15 protein-coding genes are annotated in these 23,140 nt (G+C 44.9%); 7 read left to right on the forward strand and 8 right to left on the reverse strand.

The genetic code is table 11. The features are described from left to right. Positions 1–183 precede the first annotated feature (183 nt). The 3 genes from ADJ77_RS06655 to ADJ77_RS06665 all read right to left on the reverse strand — a co-directional run bounded on the left by ADJ77_RS06655 (position 184) and on the right by ADJ77_RS06665 (position 2,840). The gene (locus ADJ77_RS06655) at positions 184–915 is read right to left on the reverse strand and encodes a TrmH family RNA methyltransferase (RefSeq protein ID WP_050696166.1); all 732 of its coding nucleotides are present in this window, start codon (positions 913–915) and stop codon (positions 184–186) included. Positions 916–1,120: 205 nt separating this feature from the next. Beyond that, on the reverse strand, positions 1,121–1,537 hold the full coding sequence (locus ADJ77_RS06660; protein ID WP_025078890.1) for a SufE family protein: 417 nt from the start codon (positions 1,535–1,537) through the stop codon (positions 1,121–1,123). A 58-nt stretch (positions 1,538–1,595) separates the two neighbouring features. Beyond that, positions 1,596–2,840 (reverse strand): peptidase U32 family protein, encoded by a 1,245-nt coding sequence (locus ADJ77_RS06665; protein ID WP_050696167.1) that lies wholly within the window; start codon positions 2,838–2,840, stop codon positions 1,596–1,598. A 512-nt stretch (positions 2,841–3,352) separates the two neighbouring features. Between ADJ77_RS06665 and miaB the strand changes: the two genes are divergently transcribed. From miaB to ADJ77_RS14010, 7 genes are all read left to right on the forward strand, one after another. Then, the gene (gene miaB / locus ADJ77_RS06670; protein ID WP_025078889.1) at positions 3,353–4,681 is read left to right on the forward strand and encodes a tRNA (N6-isopentenyl adenosine(37)-C2)-methylthiotransferase MiaB; all 1,329 of its coding nucleotides are present in this window, start codon (positions 3,353–3,355) and stop codon (positions 4,679–4,681) included. 100 nt (positions 4,682–4,781) lie between these two features. Beyond that, complete coding sequence (locus ADJ77_RS06675; protein ID WP_025078888.1) at positions 4,782–6,641, forward strand: ABC transporter ATP-binding protein; 1,860 nt, start codon at positions 4,782–4,784, stop codon at positions 6,639–6,641. A gap of 22 nt (positions 6,642–6,663) precedes the next feature. After that, positions 6,664–8,676 (forward strand): LTA synthase family protein, encoded by a 2,013-nt coding sequence (locus ADJ77_RS06680; protein WP_025078887.1) that lies wholly within the window; start codon positions 6,664–6,666, stop codon positions 8,674–8,676. Continuing rightward, positions 8,673–9,629 carry a lysophospholipid acyltransferase family protein gene (locus tag ADJ77_RS06685; RefSeq protein ID WP_050696168.1) on the forward strand — a complete coding sequence of 319 codons (957 nt, stop codon included), beginning with the start codon at positions 8,673–8,675 and terminating at the stop codon, positions 9,627–9,629. The genes ADJ77_RS06680 and ADJ77_RS06685 overlap by 4 nt, the downstream gene beginning before the upstream one ends. Positions 9,630–10,024: 395 nt before the next feature. Then, on the forward strand, positions 10,025–12,007 hold the full coding sequence (locus ADJ77_RS06690; protein ID WP_025078886.1) for an LTA synthase family protein: 1,983 nt from the start codon (positions 10,025–10,027) through the stop codon (positions 12,005–12,007). Positions 12,008–12,913: 906 nt separating this feature from the next. Then, complete coding sequence (locus tag ADJ77_RS06695) at positions 12,914–15,388, forward strand: alpha-amylase family glycosyl hydrolase (RefSeq protein ID WP_050696169.1); 2,475 nt, start codon at positions 12,914–12,916, stop codon at positions 15,386–15,388. Positions 15,389–15,396: 8 nt separating this feature from the next. Further along, on the forward strand, positions 15,397–15,573 hold the full coding sequence (locus ADJ77_RS14010; RefSeq protein ID WP_167336710.1) for a hypothetical protein: 177 nt from the start codon (positions 15,397–15,399) through the stop codon (positions 15,571–15,573). Between the two features lie 907 nt (positions 15,574–16,480). Here ADJ77_RS14010 and ADJ77_RS13255 read toward each other — a convergent pair. The 5 genes from ADJ77_RS13255 to ADJ77_RS06720 form a co-directional block, all read right to left on the reverse strand. Beyond that, positions 16,481–17,068 (reverse strand): hypothetical protein, encoded by a 588-nt coding sequence (locus ADJ77_RS13255; protein WP_025078885.1) that lies wholly within the window; start codon positions 17,066–17,068, stop codon positions 16,481–16,483. A gap of 377 nt (positions 17,069–17,445) precedes the next feature. Beyond that, the gene (locus tag ADJ77_RS06705) at positions 17,446–18,279 is read right to left on the reverse strand and encodes a LytTR family DNA-binding domain-containing protein (RefSeq protein WP_025078884.1); all 834 of its coding nucleotides are present in this window, start codon (positions 18,277–18,279) and stop codon (positions 17,446–17,448) included. Between the two features lie 77 nt (positions 18,280–18,356). Beyond that, the gene (locus ADJ77_RS06710) at positions 18,357–19,367 is read right to left on the reverse strand and encodes a 2-oxoacid:ferredoxin oxidoreductase subunit beta (RefSeq protein ID WP_025078883.1); all 1,011 of its coding nucleotides are present in this window, start codon (positions 19,365–19,367) and stop codon (positions 18,357–18,359) included. 236 nt (positions 19,368–19,603) lie between these two features. Then, a complete protein-coding gene (locus tag ADJ77_RS06715) occupies positions 19,604–21,502 on the reverse strand; it encodes a 2-oxoacid:acceptor oxidoreductase subunit alpha (RefSeq protein WP_025078882.1) in 1,899 nt (632 codons plus the stop codon). Between the two features lie 69 nt (positions 21,503–21,571). Beyond that, entirely contained in the window at positions 21,572–22,576 is a 1,005-nt protein-coding gene (locus ADJ77_RS06720; protein ID WP_025078881.1) for a glycoside hydrolase family 16 protein, read from the reverse strand. Positions 22,577–23,140 lie beyond the last annotated feature (564 nt).

A 23,140-nucleotide genomic window follows, 5' to 3' on the forward strand; every position in this document is an offset into this window, starting at 1 on the left:
CGCTGCGGAATTAAGGACGTAAATAAATATTTTTCTTCATGAAAATAATTCTTTTTTTTCATGAAAATAATTTGCAGAGAACGACTTTTTCGCTCGCTTTTTCCTGCTTGAATAGGCTTTTTCCGTGTGATTTGAAATAAAAAAGGGGCATATACGCCCCCAATATCTTATGTCGTCTGATACTTATTTCATAAGCAGCTGACGTGCAAATTCCCAAATAACAATACCTGTTGTTACACTTACATTCAGCGAGTGCTTGGTTCCGAACTGTGGAATCTCAAGACAGCCGTCGCTCATGTCCACAACACTCTGTTTCACACCTTTCACCTCGTTGCCCATGACGATGGCGTAGTGGGTGATGGGTGATGGGTGATGGGTGATGGGTGATGGGTGTTGGGTGTTGGGTGTTGATGATGTGTTGGGTGTTGGGTGATGGGTGATGGGTGTTGGGTGTTGATGATGTGTTGGGTGTTGGGTGATGGGTGTTGATGATGTGTTGTGGGGTGGGTGATGGGTGTTGAGGGAATGTTGGTTGTAATTTACATTCAATCCATCATGAACAGAGGTGTTTAGTTCCTGCAGTTTCGTTGAGCCTTCCACCTGTTCTACGCTATACACGAAAACACCCTGACGGTGGAGTTCTTCGATGGCATCCTCTGTACGTTCAAAGTAACGCCAGTCTACTGAGTCCTCACCGCCAAGTGCTGTCTTGTGAATCTCAGCATTCGGTGGTGTGGCAGTGATACCGCATAGATAGACAGCCTCCACACGGAAAGCATCAGCCGAACGGAATACACTTCCTACATTATATAGCGACCGCACATCGTCTAATACGACGATGAGTGGCAACTTGTCAGCCTCCTTGAACTCTTCAAGGGAAAGCCTGTTCATTTCGATGGTGCGTAGTTTTCTCATAAAAATGAAGCCCCACCCGACCTCCCCGAAAGGGGAGGAGTGTTAGCTTGCATGTGGGGGTATACTTGTAGAATATTATTATAGAATAGGGGAAATATGCAAAATATTATATAGAAGCCTCAACAGTGTGAAACTATTTTATTCCCCTTGTTATCTGCACTCCCCTCCCTTTGGAGGGGTTGGGGGAGGCTTCTGAGGGAGGCTTTTACTGCAAACTAAACCCTACTGCATACGCCTTAATCTTCGTCACCATAGAGAGCAGACCGTTGCTGCGTGTTGGTGAGAGATGCTGGCGAAGACCTATCTTGTCGATGAAATACAGGTCTGCATCAATAATCTCCTGTGGGGTATGGTTGTTCAGTACACGTATCAGAAGGGCGATGATACCCTTTGTGATGAGTGCATCTGAATCAGCAGTGAAGACGAGTTTACCATCTACATTGTCACACTGCAGCCACACACGGCTCTGACAACCATCAATGAGGTTCTGTTCGTTCTTATACTGCTCGTCTAATGGCTCCAATTCATTACCCAAGTCAATGAGCATCTGGTATTTGTCCATCCAATCGGTGAAGTCCTCGAACTCGCCGATTACGGCATCTTGTGCTTCGTTTATTGTCATAATACAAATGTTTTGTTTAATTCATAATTATGAATTCTGAATTTAGAATTAAGATGAATTACTTTGTTACCAGCTTAAACAGTTTATCATTCGGGCGAACCTTATCCGGTACTGGGATTGAAACGCGCCAGCCTTGTTCTGCCAGTTCAACTGGATTGAGTTCATAACGGATTTCTTCCGCATTGAGGAACATCGCTCCAGTGCTGTTACCAGTGATAAGCAGCTTGTCGCCCTTTGCGAAGGTATTGGCTTCCACGGCAATCTCAGCAACGCCAAGACGTGAGAAATACTTTATTACCTTACCGATGAGCACTTTCTTCTCAGTAGCCTTGTTACCGTATTCCTTCGTCCATTCACCCATCTTCTGACCTTGATAGTAGCCATCCCAGAAGCCACGGTTGAAGACTGTAGAGAGCCGCTCGTCCCACTGGTCTTTCTTCTCTTCAGTGAATGTACCGTCGAGGACACTCTCTATAGCCTCCTTATAGCAGCTGACAACGGTGTGAACATACTCTGGTCCGCGGGCACGACCCTCGATCTTGAACACCCGTACACCAGCATCCATCATCTTATCAATGAAGCGAACACTCTTCAAGTCCTTCGGACTCATGATGTACTTGTTGTCAATTTCCAGCTGGTTGCCCGTCTCGTTGTCCGTAACGGTGTAGCTGCGGCGGCATATCTGCACGCAGGCACCACGGTTGGCAGAGCGGTTGGCATCGTGAAGACTCATATAGCACTTGCCGGAAATAGCCATGCAGAAGGCACCGTGGCAGAACATCTCGATGCGGACAGGCTGCCCCTTCGGTCCACAGATGTTCTGTTTGATAATCTGCTCGTGTATCTCCTTCACCTGATCCATGTTCAGTTCGCGTGCCAGTACGGCAACATCAGCAAACTGAGCGTAGAACTTCAGGGCGTCAATATTGGAGATGTTCAACTGTGTGGAGAGGTGAACCTCAACACCAACCTGTCGGCAATACATCATCACGGCTACGTCACTGGCAATGACAGCAGTGATGTTGGCAGCCTTGGCAGCATCGATTATCTCGTGCATTGTCTCTATGTCCTCGCCATAGATGACTGTGTTCACCGTCAGATAAGTCTTGATATTCTTTGCGTTGCAGGTCTCGGCAATCTCCTTCAGGTCGTCGATGGTGAAGTGGTTGGCAGAGTGTGAACGCATATTCAGCTGCCCGATACCGAAGTAAACTGAGTTGGCTCCGGCATTGATGGCAGCTGCCAGTGACTCACGTGAGCCGACAGGTGCCATTATTTCAAAATCGTTTGTATTCTTGTTCATTGTTTTATTTTCATTATCAGGCGATTATCAAGCAATGGGAACATCTGTAACCTTTATCAGAGTTATCCCTAAGTTTTGCTTAACCTATTGCTATCCTTTATTTGTTTTGAACGTGTCTGTTCAGTCTGCAAAGGTACAGAAAATATCCGATAAAGGACGTAAACGAGTTTGTAAGTTTTGCAAATTACTTGCATCAAGGCAATATATTGCCACGTGTTTTAGCATCAACACCAATGGTGTTTACCATCAACACCATACGTGCGGACCCTCAGCACCACCCGTGCTGAGGGTCAACACATCAGCAGAAAACAGGAAGAAAGATTCCTTGAAACCATTGTTATATATCGTAAAAAACTAAGAATGAACTTATACTGGAAGTGTTTAAAGTCAGCATTGTTTAGCAGGAAAAACATATCAGTCCTTTTCTAAGAGTCAAATAGTCAGGCGGTTTTTCGGTTGTATGCAATAATTTTAGTAACTTTGCATGCTATTTTTTTCGAGATAACAGAAGAATGAAGAAACTATATATTGAAACATACGGCTGCCAGATGAATGTGGCAGACTCCGAGGTTGTGGCTTCTGTCATGAAGATGGCAGGCTATGACGTATGCGAGAATGAGGATGAAGCAGATGCTATCTTCCTCAATACCTGCTCTATACGTGAGAATGCAGAGAACAAAATCTATAACCGTCTGGAGGCATTGCACGCCGAGCAGAAGAAAGGTCGCGACCTGATTCTGGGCGTATTGGGATGTATGGCAGAGCGTGTGAAGGATGATCTTATTCAAAACCACCATGCCAACCTTGTGTGTGGACCTGACTCTTACCTCAACTTGCCTGATATGATTGCGCAGTGTGAGAACGGTACGAATGCAATGGATATTGAACTCTCTACTACTGAGACTTATCGTGACGTCATTCCACAACGTATTGGTGGTAACAGAGTGTCGGGCTTCGTCAGTATTATGCGTGGCTGCAACAACTTCTGTCACTATTGTATCGTGCCTTTCACCCGTGGTCGTGAGCGTTCACGTGATGTCGAAAGCATCATGAGGGAGGTTAAGGACCTGCATGACAAGGGCTTCAAGGAGGTTACACTCTTAGGTCAGAACGTCAATTCATACGGTTTGTTGCCGAATGGCAAGCGTCCGGAGAATGGCGTTTCATTTGCTGAGCTGCTGCACATGGTAGCACAGAGCGTGCCGGATATGCGTGTACGCTTCACGACTTCCAACCCTGAAGATATGACGGAGGATATTATCGAGGCGGTAGCAACCGAGCCTAACCTCTGCAACCATATCCACTTCCCTGCGCAGAGTGGCAGTAACAGTGTGCTGAAGCTGATGAACCGCAAGTACACCCGTGAGGATTACCTTGAGAAGGTGGCTGCCATCCGCCGTCTTATTCCTGACTGTGGACTTACAACTGACATCTTCACAGGCTATCATAATGAGTCAGAAGAAGACTTCCAGCAGACGCTCTCGCTGATGCGTGAGGTAGGTTTCGATTCAGCCTTTATGTTCAAATACTCTGAACGACCGGGAACATATGCGGCAAAGCATCTTCCTGACAACGTTTCCGAGGAAGAGAAAATCCGCCGTCTGAATGAGTTGATCCGACTTCAGACAGAGATTTCAGCCGAGCAGAACAAGAAAGACGAGGGCAAGGAGTTTGATATTCTCATTGAACGCTTTGGCAAACGAAGCCGTGAACAGCTCATGGGACGCACTCCACAGAACAAGGCTGTGGTCATGCCACGTGGCAATCACCATATCGGTGAGACCGTCCGTGTACGTATCACAGGCTCTACCAGTGCCACACTCTTTGGAGAAGAAGTGTAAATATACTTTATATATAAAGGTAAAACCGCAAAACAATTTTGCGGTTTTGCTTTTTATAGCTATATTTGCAGAATTGAATATAAGATAAGAAGATAAGTTGATGAAGGAATTCATACACGTTTTACGCAGGTTCGTACCGCCATATAAGAAGTATCTTGTGCTGTCAATCATTTTCAATATATTGTCAGCCATTCTGAACATCTTTTCCTTTGCAACGCTTATTCCGCTCCTTCAGATTCTCTTCAAGGTGGATGCAGGAACGGGAGCGATGCGTGCAATGTCATGGAATGAAGGCTCTTTCAAGGAGGTATTGTCGAACAATGCGGATTATTACACACAGATATACATTACCAGCTGGGGACCTACAACAGTCCTGTTGGTTATCGGTCTGGCACTTGCCTTCATGACATTTCTGAAGACAGGTGCCTACTTCCTGTCATCAGCTTCCATCATTCCTATCCGGACGGGCGTTGTACGTGACATCCGTAACCAGCTCTATGAGAAGATAACATCCCTTTCTTTAGGCTTCTTCAGCGAGGAAAGGAAGGGAGACATCATCGCCCGCATGAGTGGTGACGTACAGGAGATTGACAGTTCCATCATGTCATCCATCGACATGCTCTTCAAGAATCCTGTCCTTATCATCATTTACTTTACCACCCTGATTGTTATTTCCTGGCAGCTGACGCTCTTCACCCTCTTCTTTGTTCCCATCTTCGGATGGTTTATGGGCTTTGTCGGCAGGAAACTGAAGCAGAACAGTATGACAGCACAGAAACTATGGAGTGACACGATGAGCCAGGTTGAAGAGACTTTAGGCGGATTAAGAGTCATCAAGGCTTTCTGTGCAGAGGGATTGATGAACGAACGCTTTGACAAAATCAACTCCCAGTACCGCAATGATGTCATGCGTGTGAATATCCGGCAGCAGTTAGCTCACCCGATGAGCGAGTTCCTCGGTACGGTGATGATTGTTGTTGTGCTTTGGTTTGGTGGTACACTCGTATTGGGAGAGTACCCGATTATCAGTGGACCAACCTTCATCTACTATCTTGTCATCCTCTACAGCATTATCAATCCGCTGAAAGAATTCTCCCGTGCAGGCTATAACATTCCCAAGGGACTTGCCTCTATGGAGCGTGTGGATAAGATTCTAAAGGCAGAGGTGAAGATACAGGATCCAGAGAAGCCGGTACATATTGATTCCTTTAAACATGAGATTGAGTTCCGCCATGTCAGCTTTGCCTATACTGATGGTAAAGACAGTGACGGTAATCCAGTCCTTTGCTGGGTACTGAAGGATATAAACCTCACCATACCAAAGGGTAAGACGGTAGCCTTGGTAGGACAGAGTGGTAGCGGAAAGTCAACCTTGCTCGACCTCATTCCCCGTTACTACGATGTGCAGGAGGGCGAAATACTCATCGACGGAATTAACATTAAGGACTTGGGAGTACACGACCTGCGCCAGCTCATCGGTAATGTTAATCAGGAGGCAATCCTCTTCAACGACAGTTTCAAGAACAATATCTCCTTCGGAGTCAATGCAACAGACGAGGCAATTGCCGAAGCGGCAAAGATTGCCAATGCACATGAGTTTATCCTCAACAGTGAGAAAGGATACGATACGAACATCGGCGACCGTGGCGGACGTCTGTCCGGAGGACAACGTCAGCGTGTCAGCATTGCCCGTGCCATCCTCAAGAATCCACCGATTCTTATCCTTGACGAAGCTACTTCAGCCCTTGATACAGAGAGCGAGCGTCTTGTCCAGGATGCCCTCTACAAACTTATGAAGACCCGTACCACCATAGCTGTTGCCCACCGCCTTTCCACTATCAAGAATTCTGATGAAATCTGCGTGATGCACGAAGGTGAAATCGTGGAGCGTGGAACGCACGAAGAGCTTATGGGAATGGATGGATATTACAAGAAACTGCATGATATGCAGGAGATTTAAAAGTCCAGAAGCATTGAAAGAAATGAAAAGTTTACTGAAATCAACATTTGCTTCGCCAATAGCGTTAGTGTTTAACTTGCTGTTGGCATATGCTATTTTCTTCATCGCACGATTGACTTATTTCTTAGTCAATTACAGTTATTTCATTGACGGTCTCAGTATTTCATCGCTTTGGTTGTGGGTGCGAGGGAGTCTTCTCTTTGATACGACCGCCATTCTTTACACGCATATTCTCTACATCGTGATGATGCTTCTGCCTCTATGGCGGAAGGAAACCCCCATCTATCACAAGGTTTGCAAGTGGGTATTCATGGTTGTCAATGCCTTGTCACTTGCCATCAACCTTGCCGACTCAGTATATTTCCCCTTCACACTGCGCCGCACGACGACCAGTGTGTTCCGTGAGTTCGACAATGAGAACAACCTTGCCGGCATCTTGTTCCACAATGCTGTTACTCATTGGTACCTTATCCTTATTTTCATTATCGTCCTATGGCTTGCCAATAAGCTGTATGTAATGCCGCGTACCGACCACCGCAGCTATGCAAGTCTGCGACAACGGCTGGTTTATGCGGCACAGCTATTCCTATGCCTTGCCGTAGCTGCCGTCCTTACCGTTGCCGGTTGCCGAGGCGGACTGCAGTCGGGTGTGCGCCCGATAACCATCAGTAATGCTAACCAGTACGTGGAGCGTCCGACTGATTGTGCCTTGGTGCTCAACACCCCCTTTGCCCTTATCCGCACGATAGGTAAGTCCGACTTTGCAGTTCCCGATTACTTCCTTTCTCTGGCGGCTGCAAGTGAGGTCTATAATCCTGTTCAATGGATGGTATATAAGGAGCCAAGCCCAGCTTCGGGCGTACGTCTTCCAAACAAGAAGAACATTGTTATCCTCATTGTTGAGAGCTTCGGACGAGAGTATATTGGAGGTTTTAACCGTGACTTCTTCGATGGAAAATACAAAGGTTATACACCGAATGTAGACAAACTCATAGACAAGAGTCTCGTTTATCGCTTCTCCTATTGCAACGGACGGAAGAGTATTGACGGTATGCCGTCCATCCTCTGCGGTATTCCCCGCTTTGGAGAACCCTTCATCCTCACGCCTGCTTCGATGAACGACTATACAGGTATGCCGGGATTACTCAGTAAGTGGGGCTATCAGACAGCCTTCTTCCATGGTGCCAATCGTGGTTCGATGGGCTTCCTTGCCTTTGCCAATAAGATAGGATTCCAGAAGTATTACGGTCGGCAGGACTACAGTGAAGACCCTCGTTTCGGTGGTGATAAGGACTTCGATGGCAACTGGGGCATCTGGGATGAGCCTTTCCTGCAGTACTACTGTACGAAGATGGGCGAGATGAAACAGCCCTTTATGACCGCTCTCTTCACCGTCTCAAGCCACGACCCATTTGTGGTTCCGGAGAAGTATAAGAACGTTTACAAAGAAGAGCACCTCCCTATTCAAAAGTGCATCCGCTATACTGATATGGCGATAGGCAAGTTCTTCGAGTCAGCAAGCAAGCAGCCTTGGTTCAAGAACACCATCTTTGTTCTCACGAGCGACCACACCAACCAGAGCGATCACGAGCAGTATATGACCGACATCGGTGGCTTCTGTTCACCTATTATTATATATGACCCATCCGAGGAAATCAAGCCGGGACGTATAGACGGTGTCGCACAGCAGATTGACATTATGCCGACACTGTTCTATCACATCGGTTATAATGCCGGTCCTTACCTCTCCTTCGGAAAAGACCTCCTGCATACACCAGCAGAAGAGACTTGGGCTGTGAACTATCTGAACGGTATTTACCAGTATGTAAAATATGGTTATGTACTCCAATGGGACGGCAAACAGACAAAAGCCATCTATCGGGTGACTGACGCACTGATGAAGCAGAACCTGCTCGGACACGTGCCTGAACAGGCAAAGATGGAACAGGAACTGAAGGCTATCATCTATCAGTATATGTATCGTATGGTACACGATAAAATGCACCCAACGATTAAAAATCCAGAATTTAAATGAAAAAAGCCCTTTATAAAACCCTTTATTTCCTCGCTTACGGCTTCTGGTATCTGCTGGCACTCCTGCCTTTCCCAGTGCTGTATCTGCTTTCTGACGGTCTCTATCTGTTGATGTCACGGGTAGTAAAGTACCGCCACAAGGTGATAAGGAAGAATCTCAAGAGCAGTTTCCCGGAGAAGACCGATGAGGAACTCTGCCATATTGAGCGGAAATTTCACCGCTGGTTCTGCGATTACATCGTTGAGACACTGAAACTCATGACGATGAGTAAGAAGCAACTGATGGAGCGTATGACCTTTACTGGTACGGAAGAGCTGAACAGGGTGCTGTCGGAAGGGAAGTCGGCTGCCGTCTATCTGGGGCATCTGGGTAACTGGGAGTGGATTACCTCCCTGCCTTACTGGGTCGACAATGCCCTCTGCTGCCAGCTTTATCACCCACTGGAGAACGAATACTTCGACCGTCTTTTCAAATTCGTACGTGAGCGTCACGGTGCGCTCTGCATTCCTATGCAGGAGTCGTTGCGCAAGATTATACAGTTCGGACGCAGCGGGAAGCCCCTTGTTGTGGGCTATATCTCCGACCAGACACCTTTCTGGTGGAACATACATCACTGGATTCAGTTCATGAATCAGGAGACGCCTGTGCTTACAGGAGCAGAACGTATCGTGAAGCATACACGTCAGGTCTTCGTTTATGGCGACGTTACACGTACCAGCCGTGGTCATTACAACTGCGAGTTCCGCATCATCCGTGAAGAAACAAAGGGACTGCCGGAGTACGAGATAACCGACCTTTATTTCCAGGAACTTGAGAAGTCCATTCGTAATCAGCCCGAAATCTATCTTTGGAGCCACAACAGATGGAAACGTACACGTGCCCGCTTTGATGAATATTTCGAAGAGATTGATGGCAAAGTACACCTGCGTGAGGGGAAGGAGATGATTTATTAAACTGCATCCAATGCTGAAGCCTGTTCTCTTCACAGTCAGCTGAGGTGGGGAGAGGCTTGAAACCTTTGCCAACAGCTAATTGTCAGGATGCGTTTCGGCTATCCCCTGTAATGGACATAAAAGCTGGAATCATCCGTATGAAACATGGGCAGCCTTGACAACCACCGTATTAAGAAATGTGAAAGCAGCCTGTTTACAGCTATATAAAGCATTTTCCCATGTAGTTTCCTGTGCTCAAGTGTTCTTTATGAAGGTCAAGAGCGAATTTGAAAAAGGCTGTGGAAAAATGCTCATCACATAGTTTGTGAGTAGAAAGAATGCTGAAATAGATAGCTGTTGATGCTTTGTTATATCTGCATTCATACTATTAAAAATGAAATAAGTTAAATCAAATAATGTATAAGAATTTAAAGTACTTAATCAAACATTCTGCCGTCATCCTTGTTATCCTGTTTTTCGTGCGCATCTGCTTTGCCGTTGCGTTCGTTCCTATGAATGTTATCAGCAGTAATCTGGCAGTCTTTCCCCGTCTTCTTTTCAATCTTCTGCGCTTCGATGTGCAGGTTATATGTTACGTGCTGTTGCTGCCTACGGTTCTGACCTTGGTCTTTGCCGCCCTTCATAAGCCTTGGACTGAGCGTGTGTTGAGCCGTTTCCGTAAGGTTTATTTCTCCATTGTCTGTGTTCTCCTGCTGGCAATCAGTGGTATTGACATGGGCTTTTTTGCCAATTTCAACAGCCATATCAACATTACTTTCTTCGATTTCTTCAATGAAGGACCAGTGAGTTTGATTCAGACAGTATGGGAAGAGTATCATTGTGTCTATGAAGCTATAGCCTTTCTTCTCGTCACAATACCAGTTCTTTTGCTTATCCGTAGAATTGAATCTGGTAACTCGTCATCCCGTCAGTCTGTACGTTCGTCAACCGTTCCCACCCCGTCCCGCCGTAGGATTGCCAGTCTTTCGGTCATACTCCTGTTGTATGTAGCTTTTCTGGTCATTGGTATGCGTGGTTCAGTATGGCGTTTCCCCCTGCAGATAGAGGATACCTTTGTGTCAAATCAGAAGATTCTGAACGACCTTGTTCCGAATGCTGTCTATATGTTCAAGAAGGCTTATAAGGAGAAGAAAAACGCCTTCAGGATGGAAAGTACAGCTGACTTGCTGCGGCAGTATAAGTTCAAGAGCTTGCAGGAGGCACTGGATGTCTATACAGAAGGGAAGGTAAAGATGCAGAACAACGATACGCTTGCTGCCTTGCAGCGTGCACTTTTTGCAGAGGTGGGTGACACCTTGAAGCAGCCACAGCCCAATGTTGTTATCGTTTATTGCGAAAGTTGGAGCAATTATCTGTTCAATCTTCAGCAGAAGGATGCAGATATGTATTTCGGATTGGAGCGTCACTTCAAGGACGACCTGCTCTTCCGTAACTTCCAGTCTGTACAGAATGGTACGGTAGCTTCGCTTGAAAATCTCTATGTTTCTACGCCTTATCCGCGTTTCTTTGCTTCGGCTTATCGTTTCAAGACGCTTCCTACGTCAATTGCCTTGCCTTTCAAAGACAGCAATTACAGAACTACATTTATGTCGGGAATGGATGCTGCGTGGGAGAACTGTGCTGAGGCATTGGTTCATCAGCAGTTCGATGCCACCTACGACAAGTTCCATCTCTTGAAAGACTATCCCCGTGCCACCTACAACTGTATAGGTGTCTACGATGAATACCTCTTCCAGGCATTGCTGGATAAGCTGAAGAAACCTTCAGAAAAGCGTCAGATGATAGCGGTAATGACGACGACAAACCATCCGCCTTTTGAGTTTCCGAAGGACTTGAAGCTCCCTTCTTTGCCAGAATCTGTCTATGGCAGGAAGTGTTTTGCCGAGCATAACCGCAAGGTCTTGGACAAGTATCTCACGGGATTCCGCTATAATAATAAGGTACTGAACGATTTTCTCGACCGTTTCAAGGCTTCTGATGCTGCAAAGAACACTGTTCTTTTCATTACGGGCGACCACAACGTGCGTTCCATTCTCAGTTATGATGTGGTAGACAAGCGGTATGAACATTCCGTACCGCTCTATATCTATCTGCCACCTTACCTGCGCAAGGAGGCTTATAAGAGTCTTACCAATCGCTGGGGAAGTCATGATGACATCTTGGCAACGCTGGCTCCCTTTGCTTTCCGCCACACAAAGTATTTCAAGATGGGCAAGAATCTTCTGGATGTATCTGTGCCTGACAGTACTTACTTCAGTGCAAACGTTGAACAGATAGAGTCGGTACCAGCCTACCGTAAGAATGCTGAGCGGCTCACAGATGCCCGTAATCTCCTGCGCCACGTTTACTTTGGCTGGTATTGGAGGAATAAATCGTAGCTTACTGGCAGAGGGATGTATCTTTATCTCTAATCGGTCATCAGGAGAATTACCTTTCATGTGTGCAGAAGTTCCATTGCTTTCCTGAGTTGTGACTTTGTTTTTCCCATCAATCAAACAGTAACAAAGAGTTTTGTGACACCCTGTTTTCAATACTCTATGACCGAATTGCGATTAAAGAATTCGACCTGCTTTAAAGTAATGAGACCTCTGCAAAACCTCATATAGATAGCGAAATCATAAATATAACTCATTGATTATCAATAGTAGCTTTTAGGTGTAAAAAGACTTTTGCAGAGGTCTCGTAATACTTCCCCGGACGCATAGGCTCTTACGGTATTTACTCCCTCTCTCTACTTGGAGAGGGGCTGTGAGTAAGGCTTTTCTTTATCCTGTTTTTCCCTCCCTTCATTTTCGATCCACACTTTCTTTCCATGCAGTAAGGTTCTTGTAGTGAATTATATTCATGGTGAGAAATATTTTTTTTCATGAAAATAAAAATTTCTTTTCGTGAAGAAAAATATTTTTTTTCATGAAAAGAATTCGGAAGCAGGGGTAATCTGTAAATCAATCATACGTTGTCTGTACTGTAAGTAATGCTTGTCTGCGTTTCAATTAACGCTTACTTGCAAGTCATACTCTTCGCTATAATACCAATATTCATGAGAAGGTTTCTTGTATTGAACGCATGTCAGGGTACGAAAAACCCATCGTCTATAGTATGTCAGTGCTGTGTGCAGTGCTGTTGTTCCACTTTCTGTTATGCACGGAAATTGGATAGTAAAGAGTTGTTTTTCAGTTCTCTGCAAACGTTTGCACAGTGAAAAGCACTGATTATCACCAGCATTTCTACTTTATATGGCTTTAAATAGTAAATTTGCAAGTAAACCCTAAAATATATATATAATGAGACGATTACTTTTACTGTTTTCATTCCTGCTGGCGTTGCAGCAGGGATTCAGCCAGGGATGGCCTGCTAATTATCAAGGAGTTATGCTACAAGCCTTCTATTGGGACTCCTACGAAGATACCCAATGGACAAAGCTACAATCACAAGCCGATGTTATCAGCCGGAGTTTCAACTCCATTTGGGTGCCACAGAGTGGTTATTGTAATACCGGTTCCAACGGCAAGAGTATGGGATATAACCCTGTGTGGTGGTTCAATCAGAACAGTTCTTTTGGCACACAGGAAGCACTTAAACAGATGATTGCCACATTCAATGCCAAGAATGTAGCCGTGATAGAAGATGTCGTTATCAACCATAAGAGTGGTGATAAGGACTGGTGCGACTTCCCTGAAGAGGAATGGAATGGCAAGAAACTTGAATGGTCATTGGCTGACATCTGTCGGGATGACGAGGCAAAAGACAAGTTCCCAGTTTCTGGTAATTACGATACTGGCGACCACTTCGGCTATCGTGACTTAGATCATACGGGCGAAAATGTGCAGAAGAACGTAAAAACCTATCTGCAGTTCCTCAAGGAGGAAATGGGCTACAAGGGTTTCAGATACGATATGGTGAAGGGCTATGGTGCGGAGTTCATCAAGATATACAACGAAGATGCTAAGCCGGAGTTTTCTGTCGGAGAGTATTGGGATACCAATTATGACAATGTGGTGGGCTGGATTAAAGGCACTGGTTACACCTCGGCAGCCTTCGATTTCCCATTGAAATATATCATTAACGACGCCTTCGGAAACGGTAACTGGGGCGCACTGACCTATAAGGGTGTGGCTGGTGACCCAAATATGAGCCGATATGCGGTGACTTTCATCGACAATCATGACACTTATCGCAACGAAAACGGTGAGAAACTACAGAACAATGTGCTGGCTGCAAACGCCTTCATATTGGCTATGCCGGGTACACCTTGTATCTTCCTTCCGCACTGGAAAGCCTATCAGACCGAGCTCGCGAAGATGATTGCAGCACGTAAAGAGGCAGGTATCAGCAATCAGAGCAGGATTGTATCAGGTAAATACTACAATGGCGGCTATGTAACCATCGTGCAGGGAGAGCGCAGTAAGATTATGGTTATCAGCGGTTATCCGCAAGGTGTTGACACTGAAGGCTACACACTCGTGTCGGCTGGAACTACAGAAAACCCGAATTATGCCTTCTATAAGGAGACAAACCCTGCAAAGGACATCACGGTATATGTGGAAGCAAACGAGCAGCCGCTCTATCTCTATGCGTGGACGGACAATGACAGTCCGCTCACAGATGGCTATCCGGGAACCCTGTTGACAAAGAAAAGGCAGGTGGGTGACAAGGTATTCTATTATATGACATTGAAGGCTGACCGCCTGAACTTCCTGCTCAACAAGGGTGGAGATGCTACAAAGACGGACGATGTGCGGGGTATAACCAGTGATGTGTTCTATACCTACAACAACAGAAAGGCAACGGATAACACTGCGCAGTATGAAAATGAACCTGTTATGGGTGAAGTGAATCTGCTTACTTTCAGCAACAGTGAGACTGTAGCTTTCTTTGAATCGCCTGCATCATGGGGCAAAGCAGCTTGCTGGGCATGGGATAGTCATTCAAATTATACGGGTGGCAACTGGCCGGGACAGCAGTGCGAATACATCGGTAAGGCAGCCAATGGCAACAAAATATGGAAGTGGACCTGCAATACTACGGGTGTACCTGCAATGATTATGTTCAATGATGGAGTAGCCACAGGCATACAGACAAGCGAAGAGTACACCTTCATCAATGGCGGCTATTACACTATGACGGAGATGATTGGTACAGGTAGCAACCTTGACAATCTCTTTGAACGTGAATTTAAGGAGAATGTGAAGAGTACTCTCTGTCTGCCTTTCAACATCGGTCCGACAGAAGCTGCACAGCTCAACGGTAAGATTTATCAGCTGACAGGTGCGTCAAACGGAGTCTTCATCTTCAAGTCCTGTAACTCGGTAGAGGCTTTCAAGCCTTACGTCTTTATAGCCAACAGAACCGCAAAATGCCTCATTCCGTTCCGTGGCAAGGCTGTACTTTCTGGCAATGCCATTCCTGCAACAATCGGAGATTACACCTTTGCGGGCACAATGGATAAGGTGAAGAAGGTGTCAACGGCAGAAACATCCTATTTTATCTATACAGCAGCTAACGGTAGCTTTGTAAAGGCAAACACCAATGGCGGTGTCGTCATCCCTGCTTATCGCTGTTACTTCCAGACGAAATCAGATGCTGTAGCACCTTCCAAGATGGAGATTATCAACGAATCCACCGGTCTGAGCACACTCAGCTTATACAACGATGACAATATATATACCTTGAATGGGGTATGTTTAGGTAAGCGTTCAGCACTGCCTAATCTGCCAATGGGGATATACATTTACAAAGGGAAAAAGATTCTAATATAATAACGACAATGAAAAGACGATACTTAAATCCTACAATTGAAGTTCATAAGGTTTCTTGTGAAAACTTATTAGACTGTTTTTCACAGGATAGCAATACTGCCCCCGAAGCCCCTGACGACACAGAGGCTGGCGCAAAGGAATATGATTTTGACTTCTGGGAAGATGATCATTACAACGAACAATAGTTCCTTAGATATTCCAAATAATCTTTCACTGACGTTTTATAATCCTTTATAGATACCCTCTATAACCTCTTATAGAAGTCTTATAATCCCTTATAAATGAGGAGTCAAGGAGGAAACCACCACCTTATCAGGCAATGGTCTCGAAAGTAAGAACCTGCATGATAAAAGTATATAGGTTTAACTCCTTGACTCCATTTTTTGTGTAAACAGCTATTTCCTAACCTGTTGGTAGTATCTGTTGTGCATTAATCCAATTCTTCCAGCGGATTATATGCAGATATTTTCTATCGAATATGCTTCAGTCATAGGAATGGATGACTATAAATAACTGTTTGATATTCAGTTGAAAGGTTACAAAAGAAATCTCCTTCTATCACTTTAATGTACTTTCTTATCCCGAACGCATGCTAACTAATATGGTAAACTGACGGATATTAAACGATTTTCAGTAGTGTTTTCCATACAGCAACTACACCCCTTCAGAATTCTTTTCATGAAAAGAAATAATTATTTTCACGTAAATAAATACTTTTCTTCATGAAAAGAAATATTTTTCTTCATGAAAATAATTTGAAAGTGATGTATAATTAGACCTTTCCTGTTTGTTGGCAACAGTTCAAATAAGCTGTTGAAAGGACTTTATTAATGTAAGTTAGGTATAATATGGTATATTAACAATTTATTCAGTATTCTTATACTGGACTCACGTTAATCTCAACTTCATACAAACTCTTGCTAAAATCGCATGGCATCAAAGAAACTGTAGATAATGAAGAGTTCATTGTAAATCAAGTATGTACTTAATGACCTACTGGCAAAGAAATCGTATATCAAAGTACACGAAGAAAACGGTACGCAGCTTACTTTCTTTAAATAATATTATCGTAATTCTTATATTGAACTTACACTATACTAATTTTAGAGGCTCAAATATTAAGAAAGAGTGATCGAAATCTAAATTTATTATTCGATCTTTGTAATCTTCTGAAATCACAATATTAAAGGCTCCACCCCATTCCTGTAGTTGGAATACTTGTGTTTCAGCTGGTATTTTATTTCCTCTTAATACAGGTTTGATAAAGAAACGGCCTCGTTTATTTTGCCACTCTGCTACTTTTGCATCTTCAGACCAACAATCTACTTCGGATAAATCCCAATCAACACAATCTATTGATTTATCATTATTCAACAATAGGTATTTATTATCTGACTTTTTACTTTCGATAGCTACCATATTATCTTCAACGTTAAGAGAAAGAACGTCTACTATTGAAGCATCAAACACTATGAAGTCTGCTCCAATGGAATTTATTGGAGGGATTCTCCCTTCTCGTAGAGTCATGTATTCAATATGCTTTCCTTTTTTAAACAAGTCTGGCTCATTGAAAAGTTTTGTACTCGTTATCTCTATATTATCTATCCAAAGTGAAGACGAGAGGTTTTCATACTTCGCCCATTTTTTACTGCTTGGATTTATTCCTAACTTATAATACATTATAATTATGTTTAGTTAATATCTTATTCAATCACTAGCTACACATTCATAAGTATATTAAACCCCAATCTCATTAATCTTTACTGGGCTCATTATCCTTATTAATCGTATTATTTCCTAACAATTTTTATTTTCTTGCCAGCATCTTGTCTGTCTTTGTAACTTGACGTAGCCCGTAACAGCTTCGTTACAAAGACAACCAATCTGTACAGGACCAAACTTAGAGATTTGGATTAAATAACTTTTAGAATCTGAAGAATCCAGAGATATACGTCCTATGTTATTATGCTTCCCAACAAGTTATGCCTCCTATCTTTATCATGCTTAAATGCCCCTTTGTATAATAAAGAGAAGTCTGTCATTGGCGGACAAAGATATTATCCAATGAAGTGGCGGAGCCCGGGAACGAAGGTGCGGGAGACAGGGATGGTGTCTTCGCAACCTGAAAGTCGTAGCTGATAACCGTTGGAGTTTCCTTTTGCTGAGGCAATATTGTTGATATTGACAAGGAAGGAACGGTGACACTGGAAGATATTATCGTATGGAAGATCATCTTTCAAGGCTGTCAGTGTCGAACGGAGTTCGGTCTTTACCGTCCCACCGTCTTTTATATAGCACACACAGACGTTGTTTTTCCGTGCTTCGATATAGAGCAGGTTGTTGATTGGCAAGCTGAGGTCGGTTCCCCGCAGGTTCTGGTCGTGCAGTGTTATGATGATACCCTCCTGTTCATCTGTGGTCTTCTTTATCAGTTCCTCCAGCCTGCTGTTCAGCATACGGTTATAGTTTATCAATGTAAAGACAGCCGTGACGAGCACCCATACAAGGAAAGTCCAGTAGAAGAATACCCAGAACAGCTGCCAGGTCAATGGTGTCTGGAAGAAGAAAGCAGCATAGAGGGTCATGGATATTGCCATTGCAAGCTCAATGGCAACACTGTAAAGAATAATATAACCATTGGTTACCGGGACGTTCTTCCGTGATGGTCTCTTGAAGAAAAGGAAAGCGCAAAGGCACTGGACGCTGATAGCCATCACGCAGAACCCAAGGCACATCAGGAAGATACTGCCCTGATACTGACTGATTCCGAACGGCTGCAGGAGATAAAGAAAAAGGAAAATGCCAATCCCCAGCGCAACACTTGTGCGCCAGGAACTGGCATTTGTCTGTACAGTATACCTGCTACGAAGGAAGGAGGTCAGTCTGCTCATGATGTCTTAATATGGTGGTCTGCCCACAAAATTACATCTTTTCCCCTTTCCGTGCAAGTATCTTTTGTCTTATTTTCTTACTCCTTGACCTCCCAGATGTCGTTGGTTTCGAGCATCTCCATGAAGGTATGGTAATGCTTCTGCGCCTTCACCTCTTCTATCTGTTTGTTGACAGCAGCATCGTAGGTAGGTGCTTCGACATCACGGATGACTCCAAGGGCAACAGGGAAGCCGTCCTCGTTGCTCATCATCGCCAGCTTCAACTGCAAAGTATTGTCCTGGCAGTGGGCATCGTGTACGAGAATATCATCACGGGTGATACCGTTCTCGCCAATCTTAACAACCTTCAATCCGAAGCCTTCCTGCATAAGACCATACTCCTGGTTGGCACCGAAGATCAATGGTTCGCCATGTCTGACGTAGATGGCATTCTCTTTTCTGCCTGCAGAGGTGTAAACAGAATTGTGACAGCCGTCATTGAAGATGACACAGTTCTGCAGAATCTCGCATACGGAAGCTCCCTTGTGCTGATAGGCAGCCTTGAGAATGGCGATAGTCTCGGTATTGTCGCTGGCAACACTGCGTGCGAAGAAGTTGCCACGTGCGCCGAAACAGAGTTCAGCAGGGCGGAACGGATCCTCGGTTGTGCCGTAAGGACTCGACTTGGAAACGAAGCCGCGCGGGCTGGTCGGTGAATACTGTCCCTTTGTAAGACCGTAGATACGGTTGTTCAGAAGTATCATGTTCAGGTCTACATTACGGCGCATGGCATGGATGAAGTGGTTACCGCCGATGGCAAGTGCGTCACCGTCGCCCGACACCTGCCAGATGGTGAGGTTAGGATTGGTCACCTTTGCACCTGTAGAGATGGCTGCTGCACGACCGTGGATGGTCTGCATGGCGTATGTATTGGCGTAATAGGGCAGTCGGCTTGAGCATCCGATGCCGCTTATAACGGCTGTTTCGTAAGGTGGAACACCTAACTCTGCCATTGCTTTCTGCAAGCTGGCAAGGAAGAAATGGTCACCACAGCCGGGACACCAACGTGGTTGTCCCTTCTTGAAGTCTTGTGCTGTATATTGATTCATGTCTTTTTAGAATTTAAAGGAGTTAAAGAAGTGATTGGAGTTATACCAAATGCCAGAACTGAAGGTTTTATCCATGATTCAAACTCATGAACACTTGTAATTCAAAGTTCATCATTGAAAACCCAAACTTATGGTTACTTCAATTCATTGTGCATTATCAGTAGCAACTTGTCAACTCGTAAGCTGGTTAGCCAGTCAACCCGTCAACTTGTCAACTCATCAATCTGTAAGCTCGTTTACTGTAATATCTTTGTATAGAATGTACCGCTCTCTTCCTTTGGAAGTGGAGCCTTGATAAGTTTCTCAAAGGTACTAACAAGCTCATTGACAACGAATGGCTGTCCCTTGACCTGATTGTACTGATAAGGAGCAAAATGGTTGATACGGATACGCAGGAGGGCCGCAAGCTGACCAAGGTTCTGTTCAGCAACAACCACTTTCTTGTAACGTCCAAGCACTTCAGCGGTATTCTTCGGCAATGGGTTCACATACTTGAACTGTGCCAAAGCAACCTTATGTCCTTTACCACGCAACTCTTCCATTGCAGAATAGAGATGACCGTAAGTACTTCCGAAGCCTACAATGAGCAGGTCAGCATCCTTCTCGTCGCCCATGACTTCCAGGTCGGGCACCGGGATACGTGCTACCTTGTCCCAACGAAGCCTATCCATCTTGTCATGGTTCTCCGGGTCAGTGGAAATAGCACCCGTTTCGCCGTCCTTCTCCAATCCTCCAAGGATATGTGTGTAGCCCTCCATACCTGGAATAGCCCAGTAACGTGCCAATGTTTCGGGGTCACGTTTGTAAGGAGTGTACTTATACTTCTGCTCTTCAGTGACGAAGTGAGGATGGATTTCCGGCAACTCTTCGATGTTTGGAAGTTTCCATGCAGAGGAGCCGTTGGCAATGAAAGCGTCGGTAAGGAGCACCACCGGTGTCATGTGTTCCAATGCAATCTTGCCGGCATTGTAAGCAGCATCGAAGCAATCAGTAGGACTTGTGGCTGCAATAACAGGCATCGGGCTCTCACCGTTACGTCCGTAGAGCACCTGGAGGAGGTCGGTCTGCTCACTCTTTGTAGGCATACCCGTTGACGGACCACCACGCTGTACATCGATAATTACCAATGGAAGCTCGTCGATAAGTGCAAGGTTCATAGCCTCACTCTTCAGACAGATACCCGGTCCAGAGGTTGATGTAGCTGCCAAGGCACCTGCGAATGCAGCACCGACAGCCGATGCACAACCTGCTATCTCGTCCTCACACTGTACGGTTGTCACCCCCATTGACTTGTGCTTTGCCAACTCGTGCAGGATATCCGTTGCCGGAGTAATAGGGTAAGAACCCAAGAAAAGACGCAAACCGGCACGTTCTGCAGCTGCCATCAGTCCGTAGGCAGTGGCTTTGTTACCTGTAATATCCATGTAACGTCCCGGCTCTTTCACCGTTGACTCAATACGATAGGTATTGGGAACAGAAGCATGTACGTTGTGACCATAGTCGTATCCCGCACGTATCACCTTGATATTCGCCTCTGCAATGGCTGGTTTCTTCTTGAACTTCGTTTCAAGATAGTTATTCACCAGGTCCAAGTCACGATTGAAGAGCCAGCAGACAAGCCCCAGGGCAAACATGTTACGGCATTTCAGCATAGCCTTGTTGTCCATGCCCGTATCTGCCAGACACTCCTTCACCATCGTAGTTATCGGACAAGCCACTACACGGTCAGGATCAATCCCCAGCTCACCAAGGTAGTCATCACCATGGAATTCAGCCTTCTGAAGGTCACGCTGTCCGAATGAATCCGTGTCAATAATGATTGTTCCGTTAGGCTTGCAATGCCTGTACTGCATCTTCAGCGCAGCTGCATTCATAGCCACAAGAACATCACAACAGTCGCCAGGCGTATAGACCTTGCCTGCACCGATATGTACCTGGAACCCGCTCACACCTGTCAATGAACCTTGCGGGGCACGGATGTCAGCCGGATAATCCGGGAATGTGGAAATACCATTGCCCACTGTAGCCGAGACAGTGGTGAAAATGTTACCCGCAAGCTGCATACCATCGCCTGAGTCACCAGAAAAGTGTACAACAACACTGTCGAGTTCTTTCACTTCGATTTGTTCTTCCATAGATTATTTCTTGTTTATGTTAGTATAATAGTTCCTGTATTATCTGTTTATTTACCTTGCCAGTTTTGCTTACTTGACGAACTTCCTGCCATTCGCGACATATATACCCCTCGGCAGTCCGCTTTCATCATTTCCCATTCTGGCACCTTGCAGCGAATAGATTTCATGGTTTTCCGTGTTTTCCTCAATCTTTGTCATAGGGACGCTGATGCCGGAAGGGATATGTTTCTCCTTCTGATAGACACGTATCCAGTCAATGCGCATCTCGTAAGTGTGGTTGATATCCGGGTTTGCTGCCCAAGAACCATTACCCACTGACTGATTGAGTATCAGATAGAAATTGGATTTATCGAACGGCCATTGCTCCTGGCTGTCATCCTGTTTCTCATACTGGAAAATCTCCTTGCCATCCGCAAAGAAGGTCAGCACGTCCTCTTCCCACTCAACGGCATAAACGTGATAACGGTCCATCGGCATCCAGACATTGCCGGAATGCGGCGGATAACTATGGGTTTGCGTCCACGAAGAGTGTACCGTAGCATAGGCTTTATTCTCGGTATTGATTTGCTCGAAGATATCAATCTCACCGCCTTTCGGCCATCCCAAAGTCGTCTTTGGCATCATCCATATAGCCGGGAAGTTGCCGATAAAAGGATTGACAAGTGCCCGACACTCTACACGGCCAAAGCGGAAAGTAAAGCTCTGGCTGGTCTCTATGCCACCAGTGAGCATATCTACCTTATCAGTTGACTTGTCGGGATTGGGAATGGCACGCAGAACAAGGTTGCCGTCCTTCATGAAAGCGACATCAGGAGAGCTGCTCAGAAATCTTGCCCACTGAACTGTAGGATAGCGCGTGCAATGCCTCCACACCTTCGGGTCAGGCAGTGTGCCGTCCGGCTCATTGAACTCATCGCTGAAGACGAGCTTGTATTCAGGTCCGGGACTTTCCTGACGGGCAGCCAGTGCCTTACCGTCATCGGTCAAACTGACGGTCTGTGCAAACGAGGCTGTTGTAATCAATGCCATTGAAAGCATTGCGAGCATTCGCTTATTGGTCTTCTTCTTTAACATGGTTTATGAAGATTTTACCGTAACAGCATAATCTGTGAGTATTGGGATAACCTTAATATTAAATAGGTTGTCCTATCAGGATTCTGACATGTCTTAGGCTTGTTCATTCCAATGTAATATGCCAGATTTGTCCTTCCATAGATTATCTTTTTGTTTATGTTAGTATATCTGAGGACAAAAGTGCAAAATATTATTGAGAAAACAAAATGTTTTGAGGAGAAAAAAAATATTTTTATCTTTTGCAGTCAAAAAGGGACTGGAATTCATAAAAGTTATGATTTTCCACAACCATACTGTGGGATAAATTACAATAACGTGGCAACTATGATTTCTTTAACCTGAATCACTTATCAGACCACAATGATATTATATCTTCAGTTACTAATGGTCAATCGGAGTTTAAGGCTGGTTCTGACGGTTCCATGCAGAAAGGTTCATCCTGTGAATGCTGCCAGTCTCGATTTTTTTTCATGAAAAGAAATATTTATTTTCATGAAGAAAAATATTTCTTTTCATGAAAAAAAATTATTATGTTCGTGAAAATAATTCGGTAATGATGCCCTT

The sequence above is a fragment of the Prevotella fusca JCM 17724 genome, assembly GCF_001262015.1.
GTDB classification, from domain to species: domain Bacteria; phylum Bacteroidota; class Bacteroidia; order Bacteroidales; family Bacteroidaceae; genus Prevotella; species Prevotella fusca.

Coding starts and splice junctions, on each gene's coding strand:
- ADJ77_RS06655 (WP_050696166.1), bottom strand. CDS start 915: ATGAGAAAACTACGCACCATCGAAATGAACAGGCTTTCCCTTGAAGAG.
- ADJ77_RS06660 (WP_025078890.1), bottom strand. CDS start 1,537: ATGACAATAAACGAAGCACAAGATGCCGTAATCGGCGAGTTCGAGGAC.
- ADJ77_RS06665 (WP_050696167.1), bottom strand. CDS start 2,840: ATGAACAAGAATACAAACGATTTTGAAATAATGGCACCTGTCGGCTCA.
- miaB (WP_025078889.1), top strand. CDS start 3,353: ATGAAGAAACTATATATTGAAACATACGGCTGCCAGATGAATGTGGCA.
- ADJ77_RS06675 (WP_025078888.1), top strand. CDS start 4,782: ATGAAGGAATTCATACACGTTTTACGCAGGTTCGTACCGCCATATAAG.
- ADJ77_RS06680 (WP_025078887.1), top strand. CDS start 6,664: ATGAAAAGTTTACTGAAATCAACATTTGCTTCGCCAATAGCGTTAGTG.
- ADJ77_RS06685 (WP_050696168.1), top strand. CDS start 8,673: ATGAAAAAAGCCCTTTATAAAACCCTTTATTTCCTCGCTTACGGCTTC.
- ADJ77_RS06690 (WP_025078886.1), top strand. CDS start 10,025: ATGTATAAGAATTTAAAGTACTTAATCAAACATTCTGCCGTCATCCTT.
- ADJ77_RS06695 (WP_050696169.1), top strand. CDS start 12,914: ATGAGACGATTACTTTTACTGTTTTCATTCCTGCTGGCGTTGCAGCAG.
- ADJ77_RS14010 (WP_167336710.1), top strand. CDS start 15,397: ATGAAAAGACGATACTTAAATCCTACAATTGAAGTTCATAAGGTTTCT.
- ADJ77_RS13255 (WP_025078885.1), bottom strand. CDS start 17,068: ATGTATTATAAGTTAGGAATAAATCCAAGCAGTAAAAAATGGGCGAAG.
- ADJ77_RS06705 (WP_025078884.1), bottom strand. CDS start 18,279: ATGAGCAGACTGACCTCCTTCCTTCGTAGCAGGTATACTGTACAGACA.
- ADJ77_RS06710 (WP_025078883.1), bottom strand. CDS start 19,367: ATGAATCAATATACAGCACAAGACTTCAAGAAGGGACAACCACGTTGG.
- ADJ77_RS06715 (WP_025078882.1), bottom strand. CDS start 21,502: ATGGAAGAACAAATCGAAGTGAAAGAACTCGACAGTGTTGTTGTACAC.
- ADJ77_RS06720 (WP_025078881.1), bottom strand. CDS start 22,576: ATGTTAAAGAAGAAGACCAATAAGCGAATGCTCGCAATGCTTTCAATG.